The following is a 15,276-nucleotide window of genomic DNA, read 5'->3' as shown; positions in this document are numbered from 1 at the left end:
GGTCACTTGCTTTCGGTGACGTCGGTGAACAGGGCCGCTTTGAACGCTTCTTCGCCCTTTGCCGCGGCAGTGGATAGTTCGCGCAGCCATTTCCGGTACTGGTTCGAGATCTTGTCCGTCGGCAGCGAAACCTCGTCCAGGTAGATCGGGCCAGGCTGCGTCTCGATGACCGGCTGGTCTTCCGCCAAGACGAGCTTCTGGAAGTCGAGCGGCTGGCTATCGGGCAAGTCGTCCTCGGTATGCGCGATGATCATGAAGTTGCGGCACGAGTTCTGTGAGGTCGGGCTGGAGGTGGTCCAGAGAAGGAAAGGCTTGTCGTTCTTGTACAACCTGATCGACAGGTTGACGCTGAACGGCATGGAGTTCCGGTAGTTCCAGCTTCCCAGCGGGCTATCGTCCGGCAGCGTGTCCAGCATGTCGCGGCCCGGCTCCATGAAGAAGCGAAGTTCGCCGCCCACGCGGTCAACGGGCACGATCGCCGGTTCCGAATATGCCGGGTCATAGAGGGTGCCCGGATGCACATAGGCGAAGTGCGAAAAATCGGTGAAGTTTTCCCAGCGGCGTTCGGCCGAGCTGTCCCAGTTGTAGGGCTCCGCGATGATTTGACGCTTGAATTCGGGGTTTTCCCAAGCTTCGCAGTAAGGGATGTTCGTGCAATCCCACGAGCTGTCGAGGCGGACCCAGATGATTCCGTACCGCTCTTCGCAGGCATATGCGGGCGTAAACGCCTTTTTCGGGATCGCGTCGCTGGGACAGGCCGGCATAAGTTCGCAGCGGCCGCTGGCACCATATTCCCAGCCGTGATACGGGCATTGGATACGGTTGTTCTCAAGCACCTTCCCGACGGACAGTTTCGCGTAGCGATGCGCGCAGCGGTCTCGCATGGCGACGTATTTTCCGTTCAGCTTCGCGATGACCAGCGGTTCGTCAAGAAGCGTCCTACCGATCGGACCGTTGCCTGCCGGATCTGCAGCCTCGAGTTCGTTCACGGTTGCGACAGGATGCCAGAAATGGCGCAGATAGCTTTGATCTGCGGTGAGTGGAGTCAAAGCGTTCATTATTCCCCCCGGTTAGCTACCGTTGTAATAGTTGCTTCATAAAAGCCTAACAGAAGGCGGCGCGTTTCAAAAAGTGCATTAAATTGTACTTTTCGTTTCGGATTTTGAACGACAATTCGGAAACGCTGGGTAGCACTGCCGAACAGGCGACGATTCGCAATCCGGCAGTCAACCTTTGCCCGTCGCTGAATGCGACTTTTTACCGAGAACATGCCCCTGCTTCCGTGTACTCTTCGACCCAGATTTTCAAAGCGATTGCAGGTGCTTTCGCGCTTCGGCTTGCATAATCTGGGCTGTCCAAAGGCCTTTCGCCCGACCGGATGCCTGTACATCCGATCGACCCAAAGCACGGACCGCTTCAGGGCAGCTCGAAAACATTTCTCGGCCTGGGCGCAGGCACGATCCTAGTTGAGAAGGGCTCATGGGGGACGCATCTTTGCGCGCTCCTTGCATGCTGGCAGACCGGATCATCGACGCGGATATCTCACACGAGAGTTGTACATCGGGTTAGATTATGAGAAAGTCTATTTTGTAGAAAAGAAGTTCTCATAAGCAATAAACGAACCCGATGCAGACAGAGTGTAGCGTGAGCGCATATGAATTTCCAGCCTCCTGTGGACGGCGTGTTGTGACCCGTTTTGACGGGGGTCGGATGAGTTCGGATGGGGGTGCCATTCTGCTAAAGCAGGTTGATGATCGTCTGGGGTTCAGCCGCCGTTTTGCTGCATGTTTTCGCGATGAGCGGCATCCTGCCTTTGTGGAATACCGGGTTGAAGACCTTGTCCGTCAGCGGATCATGGGGCTGGCTCTGGGTTACGAAGACCTTAATGACCATGATGCTTTGCGTCATGATCCTGTCATGGGCCTGGTGTCTGGACGTCTGTCGGGTGGCCGGGCGAACTGCGCAGCATTGGCCGGAAAATCCACGCTGAACCGCCTGGAGTGCAGTGGGCAGCAGGCCGATCGTTACTGTCGGATCATTGCGGATCATGATGCGCTCGCAGCCCTGTTTGTGAGCGTGTTCATGGATCAGCATGAGCGCGCACCCACCCGGATCATTCTGGATGTGGACGCCACGGATGACCGTATCCATGGCCATCAGGAAGGCCGGGCCTTTCATGGGTATTACGGCCATACCTGCTATCTGCCGTTATACATCTTCTGCGGGGATCACCTCCTCAGCGCGACCCTGCGCACGGCAGACACCCGCTCCCCTTTTTGTTATCCCGCCAGTTCAGGTCGCCATGTTTTCTGCGGATTACGCCAGTCGATCCCTTCGAGCAGACAACTTAATTGTGACGCACTCAGATGGATGGCCCCGTCCTTTGCCGAGGGCCAGATGAAATACCCACGTTCAATCCGTTTTGCATAGAGGGACACTCCAATCCCGTCATGCCAGATCAGTTTCACCAGATCGCCGCGTCGGCCACGAAAGACAAAAACATCACCAGCATAGGGGTCTCTCCCCAGAAACTGTTGAACCCTCAGCGCCAGACCGGGCATGCCAAGGCGCATGTCTGTCGCACCTGCCGCCAGCCATATCTTCAGACCAGAGGGAAGAGGGATCATGAGCGTAAAACCTGAAGGAGTTTCCTCAGATCTTCAATCGCGATCCGGCTGTCAACCATCAGCTTCTCGCCACCAGGAAAAAGAATGCTGGCTTCATGTCCACTCCCGCAGGACTGGTCTCCTCCCAGCCCTTCAACAGGGGATGTCATATGAACCGGCACAAAAGAAAGCTGCTCTTTCGCAGACGGGTTTACGAAATCCAGTCTCTGACGCCATCGGTAAACGACGCTGACGTGGACACCAAACTGGCGCGCAACAGCACGGACTGACTGACCAGTTTCATAAGAAGCCAGCACAACCCGACGTCTGAACGCGTCATCATAGGCCCGGCGCCGTTCGCCAACAATTTCAATAACCGGATGAAGGGCTCGCGATGCTTGTGTCGCAGCGAATGTCGCTGCGACACAAGCATCATTCTGTTCTGATCGCTCTGTCATGAACAGAACACATCACCACACCATAAAATCCACAAGGCGTCTCACACCGGAAGCTTACACCGTATCGGCTTATTTGGAATCTTTGGTTGGCGTTGAAGAGGGCGGGCGCACAGGATTGGTGGGGGTGACAGTCGCCCTTCTTTTTGCGATTTCCTCATTATTTTGGCCATTGATCACAAGCGTGCCCGCAGTTGCAACTGCCCCCGTTCTGATTTTGGTAGGCCTTGGGATGCTAAGTGGCCTGACTGACCTGAAAGACATGAAGGGGATTGATCAGACAGTCCCGTTATTGATGGTCTTGGTGACTGTCATGACAGGAGATTTCATGATCAGCCTTGCCTTGGGGTTATTGCTCTACACACTGATCGCCTTTGTTTCTAGGCGATGGAGCGAGATTACCATGATGCTAATTGGATTAGATGTAGTATTTGTTACGTATCTAGTTCTTTCGTCAGGTATTGGGTGAAGAAATACAGATGCACAATGCAATCACTATTAGTGGTGACAACGAAAAATCCCATTAATAGTGAAAAATATAAATTACGTTACGTAATAAATCAAAATGTTTATTTTTGATTTATTTTAGATTCAGCGTAACAAATTTAGCAATTAACAAGACTGATTTTTATAGATGGTAAGAGGCTTGCGTCTAGGCTTTCTTGTATGCAAGATTGTAATTCATCCGTAACAAGATGAAAACGACCACCGGAGTAATGATCCAATGCCCTCTCCAGACAGCTTTTCTTCTGAACCAGCATGTTCAGAACCGTGTGGAGGAACACGGGCTGTCACAAGATGTGACATATTGGGTAAAGGTCAGTTTTCAGAAGAACCGAACTCTTTGTTTCGTCCTTATCTAAGTGCCGCTTATCGGGAAACAGTAAGACAGGTTGCGGCCTGGATAGAGCAGGGGGGATTGTCTGCAAGGCAAGATTCTGCCGGAAATATCGTTGGCCGCTACGAGGGGACTTTGGCCGAAGCACCTGCGCTTCTTATCGGCTCTCATCTGGATAGTGTTCGCAATGCCGGCAAATATGATGGTCCGCTGGGGGTGATGCTAGGCATTGAAGTTGTTGAGCATTTTGCCCGTAAGGGAATACGTTTTCCTTTTGCATTAGAAGTTATTGGCTTTGGTGACGAAGAAGGATCGCGCTTTCCTGTTTCCATGCTGACATCACGCGCTGTTGCAGGTCTCTTGCCAGAAGCACCTGCAACCATGGAAGATAACGACGGTATCACATTGCAGGATGCTTTGGGGGCAGAAGGTTTTGTGTTGGAGCAGTTCCCGAAAGCGGCCCGTAAGCAGGGTGAAGTCATTGCTTATTTCGAGCCTCATATTGAGCAAGGGCCTGTTCTGGAGTTTGAAAACAAACCTGTCGGGGTTGTAAGCGCCATAGCGGCTCAATTTCGTTTTCTGGTAACACTTAAAGGCGTTGCCGGTCATGCCGGAACAATGCCAATGACCCTTCGACAGGATGCGCTGGCCGCCGCAGCCGAAGCTATTCTTGAAATTGAAAAAATTGGTAAAGCTGACAGCGATCATCTGGTTGCGACTGTCGGGCGGATTCAGGTTTCGCCCGGTGCGCCCAATGTTGTGCCGGGGGATGTCGCTTTTACGGTTGATATCCGCTCCGGCACAGAAAGCATCAGGAACGAGGCGGCAACACAAATTCAGTGCGCTTTGCAAGACCTTTGTGAACGCCGATCTGTTTCGTTTTCTATGGTTTTGCAACAGGATTTGCCCGCAACACCTTGTGACAGTGAGCTGACACATGTTTTGTCCCGCTCTGTTCAGACTGTTACGGGAAAACAGGCCCGGGTGCTTGTGAGTGGGGCAGGGCATGATGCAATGGTCATGGCGGCTTTAGCCCCTGTCTGCATGTTGTTTATTCGGTGTGAAAAAGGGATCAGCCATAATCCTGCCGAAGCTGTCGAGGCGAGCGATGTCGAAACAGCTTTTCAGGTCATGGTAAATTTTATTGAAAGCTATGCAGATAATTTTTCTGCGCAACAGGAGAAAATTGCGTAATGGCACAGAATCTGTTCGGTCAGATTGATCCGCCCCAGCGGCTGTTAATGGGGCCTGGGCCTGTTAATGCGCATCCTCGGGTTTTGCGCGCCATGGCTGCGGATATGTTGGGGCAATTTGACCCCGAAATGACCGCGTATATGAATGAAACAATGGCGTTGTATCGCCGTGTTTTTATGACAGAAAACCAGTGGACTTTTCTTATCGACGGCACTGCGCGGGCAGGGATTGAAGCCGCACTTGTCTCTTTGGTTGAACCAGGCGCAAAACTGCTGATTATTCGGGCTGGTCGGTTCGGTTTACTTCTGTCTGAAATTGCGCAGCGTATTGGCGCTGAAATCTGCACACTCGACTTACCGTGGGGTGAGGTCGCAACGCTGGAGCAGATTGAGAGCGCGCTTATCGAGCATAAACCTCAGGTCATGGCTTGTATTCATGGTGACACCTCGACCACCATGGCTCAACCCCTGGAAGGTGTAGGGGCGCTTTGTCGTAAATATGGTGTTCTCTCCTATGCCGATGCTACGGCAACGCTTGGAGGAATGGCTGTCGCGACAGACGCTTGGGGTATTGATGTTGTTTCTGGCGGGCTACAGAAATGTATGGGTGGGCCACCGGGCTCTGCCCCCATTACTATTTCTGACCATGCTGCAAAATATATTATGTCCCGCAGACATGTAGAGGCTGGCATAAGGGCGAGCGATACACTTGATGGAAGCCGTCCAAGGATTTCTTCCAATTATTTTGATCTGGCCATGGTGATGGATTACTGGTCAGAAAAACGGTTGAACCATCATACAGAAGCAACAACAATGCTCTACGGCGCACGAGAAGCTGCGCGCATTATGCTGGAAGAGGGGCTGGAAGCGCGTTTTGATCGCCATAAAGCAGCGAGCAACGCCGTTGTGGCCGGGGTCCGTGCCCTTGGATTGAACGTATTTGGTTCAGACGCTTACCGTATGACCAATGTTACAGGTATTTGGATACCAGAAGGTATAAACGGCGAAAACGTCAGAACGCGCATGCGTGAAGATTTTGGAATAGAAATTGGGACCGCTTTTGGGCCGCTTGCAGGCAAGGTCTGGCGCATAGGCGCGATGGGCTACAATGCTGTTAAGCATAAGGTGCTGCTGACCTTGGGGGCTCTTGAAGCTTGTCTGGCCGCTGAAGGATATAAAGTCTCTCGTGGTGCTGGAGTGGATGCAGCTTTGGCTGAGTATTCCTGACTAAAAAGCCATTAAAAATAATAGGAGCATCCATGCCTGAAAATGAAATGACAGTGAAAGACATTATGGTGATAGCTCGCCAGATTGGACTTTCTATTCCCGAACAGTCTGTAGCTGGGGTGCTTTCTAATAGTCAGCTTTTACGGGGTTATTGTGATTTAATTTGTAGCATGGATCTTCCTGACAATTGTCTGCCCGCTTACGAGTATCGGCCATAAGAAATGTCTATTTCTAACCTTGTACGTAAAATTCGGGATGGCGAGCTATCTGCCGAAAAGCATTGCCTTGAGACCATTCAGAATTTGAAAGCGCGAGACAGTATGTATCATGCTGTTACGCGCGTTCTCGAAGACCGTGCCATTACGGCGGCAAAGCAGTTAGATCAGAAAATTGCGTCCGGAAGAGCTGTCGGCTCTTTGGCCGGTGTTCCTTTTGGTGTGAAGGATCTTTTTGACGTTCAGGGATTGGTTACAACGGCTGGCTCAATCACCTTGAACAATAATGCTCCAGCGTCCAATGACGCCGAGGTTGTCCGCCGCCTGTGCGCGGAAGATGCCATTCCCGTTGCAACCCTCAACATGGATGAGTTCGCTTACGGGTTTGCGACCGAGAACGCGCATTATGGCACCACATGCAACCCGCATGATACGGCCAGATTAGCAGGTGGGTCTTCAGGCGGGTCTGCGGCAGCGGTTGCTGCCGGGATGCTTCCTTTTACATTAGGTTCTGATACTAACGGATCTATTCGGGTGCCAGCTTCACTTTGTGGGGTATGGGGATTACGCCCTACACAGGGTTTACTGCCGTTATCTGGTGTTTATCCCTTTGCAGCCAGCCTGGATGTCATTGGGCCATTTGCGCAAAGTGTTGCTGATATTCGGGTTGTGACTGAAGTCATGGCCGGGCGTAAATTTGAATATAAGGATGACGTTGATAATCTGAAAGTTGGTTTGCTCGGTGGATGGTTTGCTCAGGATCTTTCGGCCGACCTGCAATCCGGGATGCAGAAAATTCTTCAGAGTTGCCCGATTACGTGTGATGTAACACTTCCTGAAGCTGATAAAGCGCGGGCCGCGTCTTTTGTCATTACAGCAGCAGAAGGCGGGAATTTACATCTACCGCGCCTGAAAACAACCCCGATGGCCTATGACCCCGCTACACGGGATAGATTAATGGCTGGCGCGTTGCTACCGGCCAGCACAGTTATTCAGGCACAGCGTTTGCGCAACTGGTTTAGGGACATACTGCATTCAGTTTTTAACGAGGTCGATATCCTTATGGCTCCCGCAACCGTAGGTATAGCACCGCGGTTAGACCAACCCACCATAATGGTTGGCGGGAAAGCTGTTTCTGCACGCGCAAACCTGGGTTTGTTTACGCAGCCTCTCAGTTTGGCAGGTATGCCGGTTCTTTCCGCGCCTTTGCCTCCTTCTGAAGGCAATCAGAAAAACATGCCTTTGGGCGTGCAATTCATTGCGGCACCGGGGAAGGAAAATATGTTGCTGGCGTTTGCTGAAAAATTGGAACACTCCGGTCTTTTAGGTTTTCCTGTGGCTTCTCATTAGAGCAAATCAAGATGCTGCACACACCACGCTCTACGCGCGGGATGGTAACGTCCCCACATCATCTGGCCAGTCAAACCGGATTGGACGTTTTGAAAGAAGGTGGATCAGCCATAGAAGCGATGGTTGCAACCGCAGCCGCTCTTGCGGTAGTTTATCCGCACATGACGTCCATTGGGGGGGATGCCTTCTGGTTGATTTGCTGGCCAGACGGACGTGTTGACACAATCGATGCATGTGGTGCTGCTGCGTCGGGTGCAGACCTTGCTCTCTATAGGTCCGCGGGCCATAAATCTGTTCCTTGGCGTGGTGGGTTAGCTGCAAATACAGTTGCCGGTACTGTGTCTGGGTGGCAGGCTGCTCTACAGCTTGCGGCGCAGTATGACACGCAGAAAAAACAATTATTACCTACATCCCGTTTGCTTCGTGATGCCATATGGTATGCTGAACACGGAGTGCCAGTAACAACCGGTGGTGCGGAAGTTGCCGCTGCCAAATCGGCTGAACTGAAAGATGTATTTGGCTATTCTGCCATATATGAACCAGATGGTCGCCCCTTAGGCGTAAACGACATTCTAAAAAACCCAGCCTTGGCCCAAACGCTGCGTCGTTTGGTCACTGATGGCTTTCAAAGTTTTTACACTGGGTCTCTCGCCTATGATATCGCCGCTGATCTGACACAGGCGGGTAGTCCTGTAACATTCCACGATTTAGCGCGCCATGAAGCAGCAGTCAGACCTCCTCTTTCTGTTAAAATAAAAGACGCAACACTTTACAACATGGCCCCTCCCACCCAAGGCGTGGCATCACTCCTCATTCTGGCGTTGTTTGACAGGCTTCAAGCGGAAAATTGCGACAGTTTTGAACATATTCACGGCTTGGTAGAAGCAACAAAGCAGGCATTTCGTTTCCGCGACACGCATGTCGGTGATCCGGCTTTAATGAGCGTTGAAGCGCAAGACTGCCTTGATGATGAACAGCAACTGGCCACTATGCTGAAGAACATTGATCGGCATAAAGCGGCACCTTGGCCCTATCCTTCGCAGGCAGGGGATACGGTCTGGATGGGCGCCGTTGATGCCAATGGTGTCGCTGTCAGTATGATTCAGAGTACTTATTTTGAATTTGGCTCAGGTGTCGTGCTGCCACAGACCGGTATTGTCTGGCAAAATCGTGGAGCAAGTTTCCAATTAAAAGAAGAAGGGTGGAATGTTCTGCGGCCCGGCCGCAAACCTTTTCATACTCTGAACCCCGCAGCAGCAAGATTTAGCGATGGCCGCGTCATGGTTTATGGCACTATGGGCGGTGAAGGGCAGCCCCAGACACAGGCTGCACTTTTTAGCCGTTATGCTCGTTACGGTATGGGGTTACAGGAGGCGATTACTGCACCGCGTTGGCTTTTGGGGCGGACATGGGGGCAGGAAAGTGTGACGTTAAAATACGAAGACCGTTTTCAGGCGGATGTCATAGCACAGCTTGGTGCCGCCGGACATGCTATTGAGCGCGTTGCCCCTTTTACATCCATGATGGGGCACGCTGGCGCAATTGTCAGGCACAGTAATGGTGTTCTTGAAGGAGCGACAGATCCAAGAAGTGATGGCGTAGTGGCCGCTTGGTGATGTAGCTAAGATTAGATTATAATTTTTCGACAAAAAACTGTTCGATTTCAGAGATAATGAGCCGCGCCGCCATGGAAAGCTGGCGGGATCGATCAACGCATAACGCAAGGGTTACAGGTGATAGTTTTTTATTCTGAATTGGCGTGAAAGCGAGCTGCTTCTTCTGAACTTCATCATATGCGTCCAGATAGCTTAGAATACCGACACCAGCCCCTTCGCTTACAAGCGATTTGATCATTTGGATATCATCAGCGCGTGCGACGGGATGAATCTTGATACCCGTTTCAGCTTCAAGCAATTCTAACGGCCGCCATAACGCAAGCGGTGGCGCGGGAACAACCATCGGGTATTCCGAACAGATGCTGAAGTGAGCTTCCTGTAATCCTGCAACCGGATGATCCGGCAGCGTGATAAAACCGAGCGGAATTTCTTTATACGCCCGAACAAAGAGCTCACGCATATGACCAAGGTTAAACATCAGGGCAAAATCGGCATCACCATTTATAAGCATCTCCCCCATATCTTTGCTGGTGCGCACGTGAATGTTCACGGTAATACCGGGGTGGCTGTCCCTTAGCTTTCCCAGAACGGAAGGGATGAAGCCTTTTGTTAAAGCATCCGGTATCACGATATCAGCGGAGCCCTGCCGCAGACCTTTGAGGTTATCAATCTGCGTTGTGAGCGCAGAAAAATCACGCGTCCATCGGCGGCACGTTGTCAGAAGCAGTTCACCTGCCGTCGTTAATCTTAGTCCGCTTGGAAGGCGTTCAAACAGAAGTGTGCCAAGCTGTTTTTCGCCCTGCAAGATTTGTCGATCAATGGCTGAGGCCGCTATGTGCAATTCGTCAGATGCTTTTCTGATGGAGCCATGCTGCGCAACGGCCATGAAATAGCGAAGAAACCGCGAAAAAACAGGCATGACAACCGCTCTCATTTTGCGAACGAATTAGACTGATTTAAATCATATACAAGAACAGCTACTCTATGAAATTATTCTTCTGTGTGACAGACCTGTGTGAATGGCGGCTCGGAAAGTGACGATAAAACCAGATAGATCAGTCAGAAAAATATTTGGTGTTTGTCCCGTTTATCAGGGTGTGTGTCTTTTAGGACTTAATAAATGAATCACGTTTCCTCGGATGCTGGTTTGGCTGAACTCAAGCAGCGGGTGCTGGCCGACCTTGCGAAGATTAGCTATGCAACGGGAAACTGGTGCATACCCGCCAGCCATAATGATGCCTCTGTTCTGGATGTCGCCATTATTGGGGCTGGGCAAGGGGGCTTGGCGACGGCTTTTGGTCTTCGCCGGCGCGGGATTTCGAATGTACGTATTTTTGAGAAAGCTGACCGAGGTGGCGAGGGGCCGTGGGTCACCTTTGCGCGGATGCTCACCCTTCGTACCCCCAAGCACGTTACGGGGCCAGATCTAGGCATTCCCAGCCTGACACCTCAGTCTTGGTATGAAGCCCGATATGGCGCGGAAGCGTGGAAGAATCTCGACAAAATATCTCGACAAGACTGGCAGTCTTACCTTGACTGGGTAAGAGACACTCTCGATTTACCGGTTACTAATGACAAAAAACTTGTCGATATTGATTGGCAGGATGGCTTGTTATGCCTGACTTTTAAGCAAAGTGATGGCTCTGTTGTGCAACAATGGGCGCGTAAGGTTGTATTGGCTACAGGAATTGAAGGCGGAGGGGCTTGGCATGTCCCTGATTTCATTTCCCAAGCCGTAAACAGCTCACGTTATGCACATACGTGCCAGACGATCGACTTTGAAAAGCTGCGAGGCAAACGCATTGGTGTATTGGGCGCTGGTGCATCAGCTTTTGACAATGCCGCGACTGCGTTGGAGTATGGTGCCGCAAGCGTTGATCTCTGCCTACGTCGTGCAAAAATCCCAACCGTGAATCCTTACAGATGGATGGAAAATGCGGGGTTCTTGAGCTATTTTGCTGACCTTCCAGATCTGACCCGCTGGCGCTTTATGCGTAAAATCTACGATCTGAACCAGCCACCGCCTCAGGACACATTTTGGCGCTGCCGCAAGCACGCAAATTTTGCATTCCACCCCGGAACACCGTGGCTCTCCGTGAAAGAACAGGGAGACGAAGTGGTTGTTGAAACACCGCACGGTGAAATGGTTTTCGACTTCCTGATTATTGGAACAGGTTTTGTCATTGATCTGACAAAAAGACCAGAAATGCGCAAAATTGCGGAGAGAGTGCAATTGTGGCGTGATAAATTCGCCGCCCCAGCAGGTGAGGAAAATACACTACTGGGCAGCCATCCATATTTAGGAAAGCATTTCCAATTTCTGCCACGAAACGCAGATGATGATCTTGCCCCCATGATGGCCGCCATTCACAACTTCACGTTTGCAGCCATGCCAAGCATGGGGCTCTCCGGTGCCTCTATCAGCGGAATGCGGTTCGGGGTGGAACGTTTAACAAAAGCTATCGGGCGCGATCTGTTTGTGCAGGATGGAGATAAGCAACTACAAAGCTTGCTGGATTACAATACGGATGAACTTATTAGCCTTGAGCCACCTTGCTAAACCAGACAGAGACGGAAATCTGAGAAAGTGGTGATGTCTTCTTACCCGCGTGACATGGTTGGTTACGGCTCAACCCCACCTGACCCGAAATGGCCAAATGGTGCGCGAATTGCTGTGCAGTTCGTTGTGAATTATGAGGAAGGTGCAGAAAACAGCATTCTACACGGCGATAAAGGGTCAGAAGCATTCTTATCCGAAATGGTGGGGACGCGATCAATTATCGGCGCACGGTCCATGCAGATGGAAAGTCTGTATGAGTACGGAAGCCGGGCAGGTTTCTGGCGTTTACATCGATTATTTGATGAAGCAGGGTTCCGGCCTACAGTTTTTGGTGTTGCGAATGCGCTTGCATTAAACCCTAAAATTGTTGCTGCCATGAAGGAGAGTGAGTGGGAAATTGCGTCTCATGGTTTACGGTGGATAGATTATCAGGACATTCCCGAAGATATTGAACGTGCTCATATTCGTGACGCTATTGCACTTCATACAGAAGTAACAGGTCAGCGGCCTCTTGGCTGGTATCAGGGGCGCTCCAGCCCCAACACGGCAAGACTGATCGTGGAAGAGGGAGGCTTCGTCTATGATGCAGACTCCTATGCGGATGATTTACCGTATTATGATCGGCACTACGGAAAACCCCAGCTTATTGTGCCGTATACGCTTGACGTAAATGACATGAAGTTTGCTGCTCTGAATGGTTTTACAGACGGCGAACAGTTTTTTAGTTACATGCGCGACAATTTTGACATGCTTTACCGTGAAGGCGGCCGCATGATGTCAATCGGTTTGCACTGCCGTTTAGCTGGGAAACCTGCCCGGGCTTTAGCGGTAGCGCGTTTTCTTGACTACTTACGCAAGCAGGAAAACGTATGGGTGGCAACCAGATTAGAAATTGCGCAGCATTGGTTGAAAGTTCATCCGGCATGACCCTTGACGATATAAATAGCTTAAGCACCGAAGATTTTGTTGCAGAATTTGGTGCTATTTACGAACACTCACCATGGATCGCGGCGAAAGCCTGCGCGTATCGTCCATTTTCTGATACAGCACAAATGCTTGGGGCATTTGCCCAAGTAGTAAGACAAGCTGATAAAGAGGCACAATTAGCCCTTGTAAAGGCTCATCCTGAATTGGGTCATCGTGCAGGAATTGACCAGGCGTTGAGCACTGAATCCCAGCACGAGCAGGGAGGGGCAGGGTTAGATAGGCTTACACCTGCTGAATATGAGCAGTTTCATAAACTGAATACAGCATACCGAGAAAAATTCGGCATGCCATTTGTGATCTGCGTACGCAAAGCCGGGAAATCGCCCAAGGCAGTTATTCTTGAGGCAATGGCCACACGCCTGCAAAGTAGCCCAGACGCAGAACTGGCTGAAGCGCTTACACAAATTGACGCTATTGCATCGTTACGATTGCAGGATAAGGTGCAGTTATGAGTTCTTTATCCACACATGTTTTAGATACCGTCACGGGCAAGCCTGCGGCTGGGATTGCCTTTCGCCTGTTGCATGGTGCTACAGTTTTGTTTTCAGGAAAAACAGACGTAGATGGACGGTGTCCGCAATTGCGGGAGTTAGACCTGCAAAAGGGAAATTATCGTCTTGAATTTGATGTGGCTGACTATTTCCTTTCCCAAGGGATGACACTATCCGACCCACCGTTTCTAGATGTTGTTCCTATCGTCTTTGGACTGAGCGCGAATGCTCATGCCCATGTTCCACTTTTGGCCGCCCCTTACGGCTATTCGACTTATCGAGGGAGCTAACGTGGTGAATTCTGTCAGAACCGCAAAACAAGATGTTCATCCCGTGGATGAAATATTACCAGCTTGGCAGTTGGGTGTTTATGGGTTTCAGCATGTTCTGACATTTTATGCTGCCGCAGTTATTGTTCCCATTTTAGTGGCCAGTGCGTTAGGCTTACCCCATGACGTGCTTGAACATTTAATAGAAGCAGATCTTTTTACCTGCGGCCTTGCCTCCATGCTTCAGGCGGTAGGAATTGGCAAAATAGGTGTCAGGTTGCCTTTACTGCAAGGGGTAACATTTGTTGCTGTCATGCCGATGATTGCGATTGGCACGGCGGCCGGTGGTGGTATTGGTGGCTTGCAGCAAATTTTTGGCTCAGTAATTATTGCAGGTATTTTTTCATATTTTCTTGCACCTCATTTCTCTAAATTAATTCGATTTTTCCCGCCAGTTGTTACTGGGTCAGTTATTTTAATTATTGGACTGGCTTTATTGCCGGTTGCTGCAAACGATATCGTTGCCGGTAGAGGTAGCAATACGATGCAAGACCCTGTGCAACTGAGAAATGTTGCCTATGGATTGGGTACATTATTCTGTATTCTTGGCATCCAAAAATTCTGTAAGGGGTTCGTCGGTACAATTGCCATTCTTTTGGGATTGGTATGTGGTACGCTGATTGCCTGGATTTTAGGCGATGCACAGTTTCAGGACGTTTCTGCTGCCCCTTTATTGACGGTCCCAACACCATTTTATTTTGGTATGCCAAGTTTTCGGCTGGTTCCCATACTGTCGATGATCATAGTCATGATTATTTCTATGCTGGAAACAACTGGGGATGTGTTTGCAACAGGGGCAATCGTCAAAAAAAGGATCACTGAACAAGATATAGCAAGCGCAATTCGGGCAGATGGTATTGCCACAGCTATTGGCGGTATTTTGAACTCTTTTCCTTACACCTGTTTTGCTGAAAATGTTGGTTTGGTCAGACTGACCCAGATTAAAAGCAGATGGGTGGTGGCAGCCGCAGCGCTTATTATGATTATGTTGGGGTGCATTCCCAAACTGGCCGCTATTATGGCTTGTGTGCCGTTGCCTGTTTTAGGTGGGGCTGCGCTCTCAATGTTCGCGACGGTTGCTGTTGTTGGTATTCAGACGTTAACGCAGGTCGATTTCGATAATCAGAATAATATGATTATTGTTGGCACAAGTGTTGGTTTGGGCATGATGGCGACGGCGCAACCACACATTGCAGACAACTTTCCTCACTGGGCTCAAATCGTGTTTGGCAGTGGTATTACATTAGGTTCTGTGTCTGCCATGGCCTTACATTTAGTTTTCAACCATTTCATGCCCGAAACAGAAAAGAAATCGCCAAAGCAGCTTAGCCTAGTCAGTGACATATCAGGGCATGATAATCTGACGTCTTTTAATATGAAAGAAAAGTGAGCTTGACCATACTTTTATG

The 15,276-nt window shown here is 50.4% G+C and carries 14 protein-coding genes and 2 pseudogenes; 12 read left to right on the top strand and 4 right to left on the bottom strand.

Annotated elements, in window-relative coordinates; translation table 11 throughout:
* Nucleotides 1-2: 2 nt before the first annotated feature.
* On the bottom strand, nucleotides 3-1,058 hold the full coding sequence (locus ASN_RS11155; RefSeq protein WP_039998265.1) for an aromatic ring-hydroxylating oxygenase subunit alpha: 1,056 nt from the start codon (nucleotides 1,056-1,058) through the stop codon (nucleotides 3-5).
* A 568-nt stretch (nucleotides 1,059-1,626) separates the two neighbouring features.
* On the opposite strand from ASN_RS11155, the pseudogene ASN_RS18875 reads away from it, so the two are divergent.
* Nucleotides 1,627-2,275: pseudogene (locus tag ASN_RS18875) on the top strand (IS1380 family transposase); the annotation flags it as partial.
* Nucleotides 2,276-2,279: 4 nt separating this feature from the next.
* Here the strand turns inward: ASN_RS18875 and tnpB are convergent.
* Both tnpB and tnpA read right to left on the bottom strand, forming a co-directional pair.
* Nucleotides 2,280-2,561, bottom strand: coding sequence for an IS66 family insertion sequence element accessory protein TnpB (gene tnpB / locus ASN_RS11140; protein WP_407922311.1), 282 nt, complete (start codon nucleotides 2,559-2,561; stop codon nucleotides 2,280-2,282).
* A gap of 62 nt (nucleotides 2,562-2,623) precedes the next feature.
* Nucleotides 2,624-3,064 (bottom strand): IS66-like element accessory protein TnpA, encoded by a 441-nt coding sequence (gene tnpA / locus ASN_RS11135; RefSeq protein WP_010515588.1) that lies wholly within the window; start codon nucleotides 3,062-3,064, stop codon nucleotides 2,624-2,626.
* Nucleotides 3,065-3,122: 58 nt separating this feature from the next.
* Here tnpA and ASN_RS11130 point away from each other — a divergent pair.
* From ASN_RS11130 to ASN_RS11110, 6 genes and pseudogenes are all read left to right on the top strand, one after another.
* Nucleotides 3,123-3,530 (top strand): annotated as a pseudogene (locus ASN_RS11130) (SulP family inorganic anion transporter); the annotation flags it as partial.
* Nucleotides 3,531-3,785: 255 nt separating this feature from the next.
* The gene (locus ASN_RS11125; protein ID WP_058988212.1) at nucleotides 3,786-5,093 is read left to right on the top strand and encodes an allantoate amidohydrolase; all 1,308 of its coding nucleotides are present in this window, start codon (nucleotides 3,786-3,788) and stop codon (nucleotides 5,091-5,093) included.
* Nucleotides 5,093-6,319, top strand: a complete 1,227-nt coding sequence (locus tag ASN_RS11120; RefSeq protein ID WP_048847018.1) for a pyridoxal-phosphate-dependent aminotransferase family protein — start codon at nucleotides 5,093-5,095, stop codon at nucleotides 6,317-6,319. The genes ASN_RS11125 and ASN_RS11120 overlap by 1 nt, the downstream gene beginning before the upstream one ends.
* A 32-nt stretch (nucleotides 6,320-6,351) precedes the next feature.
* Nucleotides 6,352-6,537: a DUF4089 domain-containing protein gene (locus ASN_RS18870; RefSeq protein WP_082666651.1), complete on the top strand. Its 186-nt coding sequence runs from the start codon at nucleotides 6,352-6,354 to the stop codon at nucleotides 6,535-6,537.
* 3 nt (nucleotides 6,538-6,540) lie between these two features.
* Nucleotides 6,541-7,884 (top strand): AtzE family amidohydrolase, encoded by a 1,344-nt coding sequence (locus ASN_RS11115; protein WP_058988211.1) that lies wholly within the window; start codon nucleotides 6,541-6,543, stop codon nucleotides 7,882-7,884.
* Nucleotides 7,885-7,895: 11 nt separating this feature from the next.
* Nucleotides 7,896-9,500, top strand: coding sequence for a gamma-glutamyltransferase family protein (locus ASN_RS11110; RefSeq protein WP_058988210.1), 1,605 nt, complete (start codon nucleotides 7,896-7,898; stop codon nucleotides 9,498-9,500).
* Between the two features lie 16 nt (nucleotides 9,501-9,516).
* On the opposite strand, the gene ASN_RS11105 is transcribed toward ASN_RS11110, so the two are convergent.
* Entirely contained in the window at nucleotides 9,517-10,419 is a 903-nt protein-coding gene (locus ASN_RS11105; protein ID WP_058988209.1) for a LysR family transcriptional regulator, read from the bottom strand.
* A 201-nt stretch (nucleotides 10,420-10,620) separates the two neighbouring features.
* Between ASN_RS11105 and ASN_RS11100 the strand changes: the two genes are divergently transcribed.
* The 5 genes from ASN_RS11100 to ASN_RS11080 are packed head-to-tail and all read left to right on the top strand — an operon-like array spanning nucleotide 10,621 to nucleotide 15,257.
* Nucleotides 10,621-12,060 (top strand): NAD(P)-binding domain-containing protein, encoded by a 1,440-nt coding sequence (locus ASN_RS11100; protein WP_058988208.1) that lies wholly within the window; start codon nucleotides 10,621-10,623, stop codon nucleotides 12,058-12,060.
* A gap of 33 nt (nucleotides 12,061-12,093) precedes the next feature.
* Nucleotides 12,094-12,987, top strand: a complete 894-nt coding sequence (gene puuE, locus ASN_RS11095) for an allantoinase PuuE (RefSeq protein ID WP_058988207.1) — start codon at nucleotides 12,094-12,096, stop codon at nucleotides 12,985-12,987.
* Nucleotides 12,984-13,499, top strand: coding sequence for a 2-oxo-4-hydroxy-4-carboxy-5-ureidoimidazoline decarboxylase (gene uraD / locus ASN_RS11090; protein ID WP_058988206.1), 516 nt, complete (start codon nucleotides 12,984-12,986; stop codon nucleotides 13,497-13,499). The genes puuE and uraD overlap by 4 nt, the downstream gene beginning before the upstream one ends.
* On the top strand, nucleotides 13,496-13,828 hold the full coding sequence (uraH, locus tag ASN_RS11085; RefSeq protein ID WP_058988205.1) for a hydroxyisourate hydrolase: 333 nt from the start codon (nucleotides 13,496-13,498) through the stop codon (nucleotides 13,826-13,828). Before uraD ends, uraH begins: the two co-directional genes overlap by 4 nt.
* A gap of 4 nt (nucleotides 13,829-13,832) precedes the next feature.
* Nucleotides 13,833-15,257: a nucleobase:cation symporter-2 family protein gene (locus ASN_RS11080; RefSeq protein ID WP_058989290.1), complete on the top strand. Its 1,425-nt coding sequence runs from the start codon at nucleotides 13,833-13,835 to the stop codon at nucleotides 15,255-15,257.
* The last annotated feature ends 19 nt before the right edge of the window (nucleotides 15,258-15,276 follow it).

It is taken from the genome of Acetobacter senegalensis (assembly GCF_001499615.1).
In the GTDB taxonomy this organism is placed as follows: domain Bacteria; phylum Pseudomonadota; class Alphaproteobacteria; order Acetobacterales; family Acetobacteraceae; genus Acetobacter; species Acetobacter senegalensis.
This window is presented reverse-complemented; position numbering and strand designations above follow the sequence as displayed.

Excerpts from the sequence above, each read along its gene's own strand:
- ASN_RS11115 (WP_058988211.1), top strand. The coding sequence starts at position 6,541 with ATGTCTATTTCTAACCTTGTACGTAAAATTCGGGATGGCGAGCTATCT.
- ASN_RS11120 (WP_048847018.1), top strand. The coding sequence starts at position 5,093 with ATGGCACAGAATCTGTTCGGTCAGATTGATCCGCCCCAGCGGCTGTTA.
- ASN_RS11100 (WP_058988208.1), top strand. The coding sequence starts at position 10,621 with ATGAATCACGTTTCCTCGGATGCTGGTTTGGCTGAACTCAAGCAGCGG.
- ASN_RS11105 (WP_058988209.1), bottom strand. The coding sequence starts at position 10,419 with ATGCCTGTTTTTTCGCGGTTTCTTCGCTATTTCATGGCCGTTGCGCAG.
- ASN_RS18870 (WP_082666651.1), top strand. The coding sequence starts at position 6,352 with ATGCCTGAAAATGAAATGACAGTGAAAGACATTATGGTGATAGCTCGC.
- uraH (WP_058988205.1), top strand. The coding sequence starts at position 13,496 with ATGAGTTCTTTATCCACACATGTTTTAGATACCGTCACGGGCAAGCCT.
- tnpA (WP_010515588.1), bottom strand. The coding sequence starts at position 3,064 with ATGACAGAGCGATCAGAACAGAATGATGCTTGTGTCGCAGCGACATTC.
- ASN_RS11110 (WP_058988210.1), top strand. The coding sequence starts at position 7,896 with ATGCTGCACACACCACGCTCTACGCGCGGGATGGTAACGTCCCCACAT.
- uraD (WP_058988206.1), top strand. The coding sequence starts at position 12,984 with ATGACCCTTGACGATATAAATAGCTTAAGCACCGAAGATTTTGTTGCA.
- ASN_RS11125 (WP_058988212.1), top strand. The coding sequence starts at position 3,786 with ATGCCCTCTCCAGACAGCTTTTCTTCTGAACCAGCATGTTCAGAACCG.
- tnpB (WP_407922311.1), bottom strand. The coding sequence starts at position 2,561 with ATGCCCGGTCTGGCGCTGAGGGTTCAACAGTTTCTGGGGAGAGACCCC.
- ASN_RS11155 (WP_039998265.1), bottom strand. The coding sequence starts at position 1,058 with ATGAACGCTTTGACTCCACTCACCGCAGATCAAAGCTATCTGCGCCAT.
- puuE (WP_058988207.1), top strand. The coding sequence starts at position 12,094 with ATGTCTTCTTACCCGCGTGACATGGTTGGTTACGGCTCAACCCCACCT.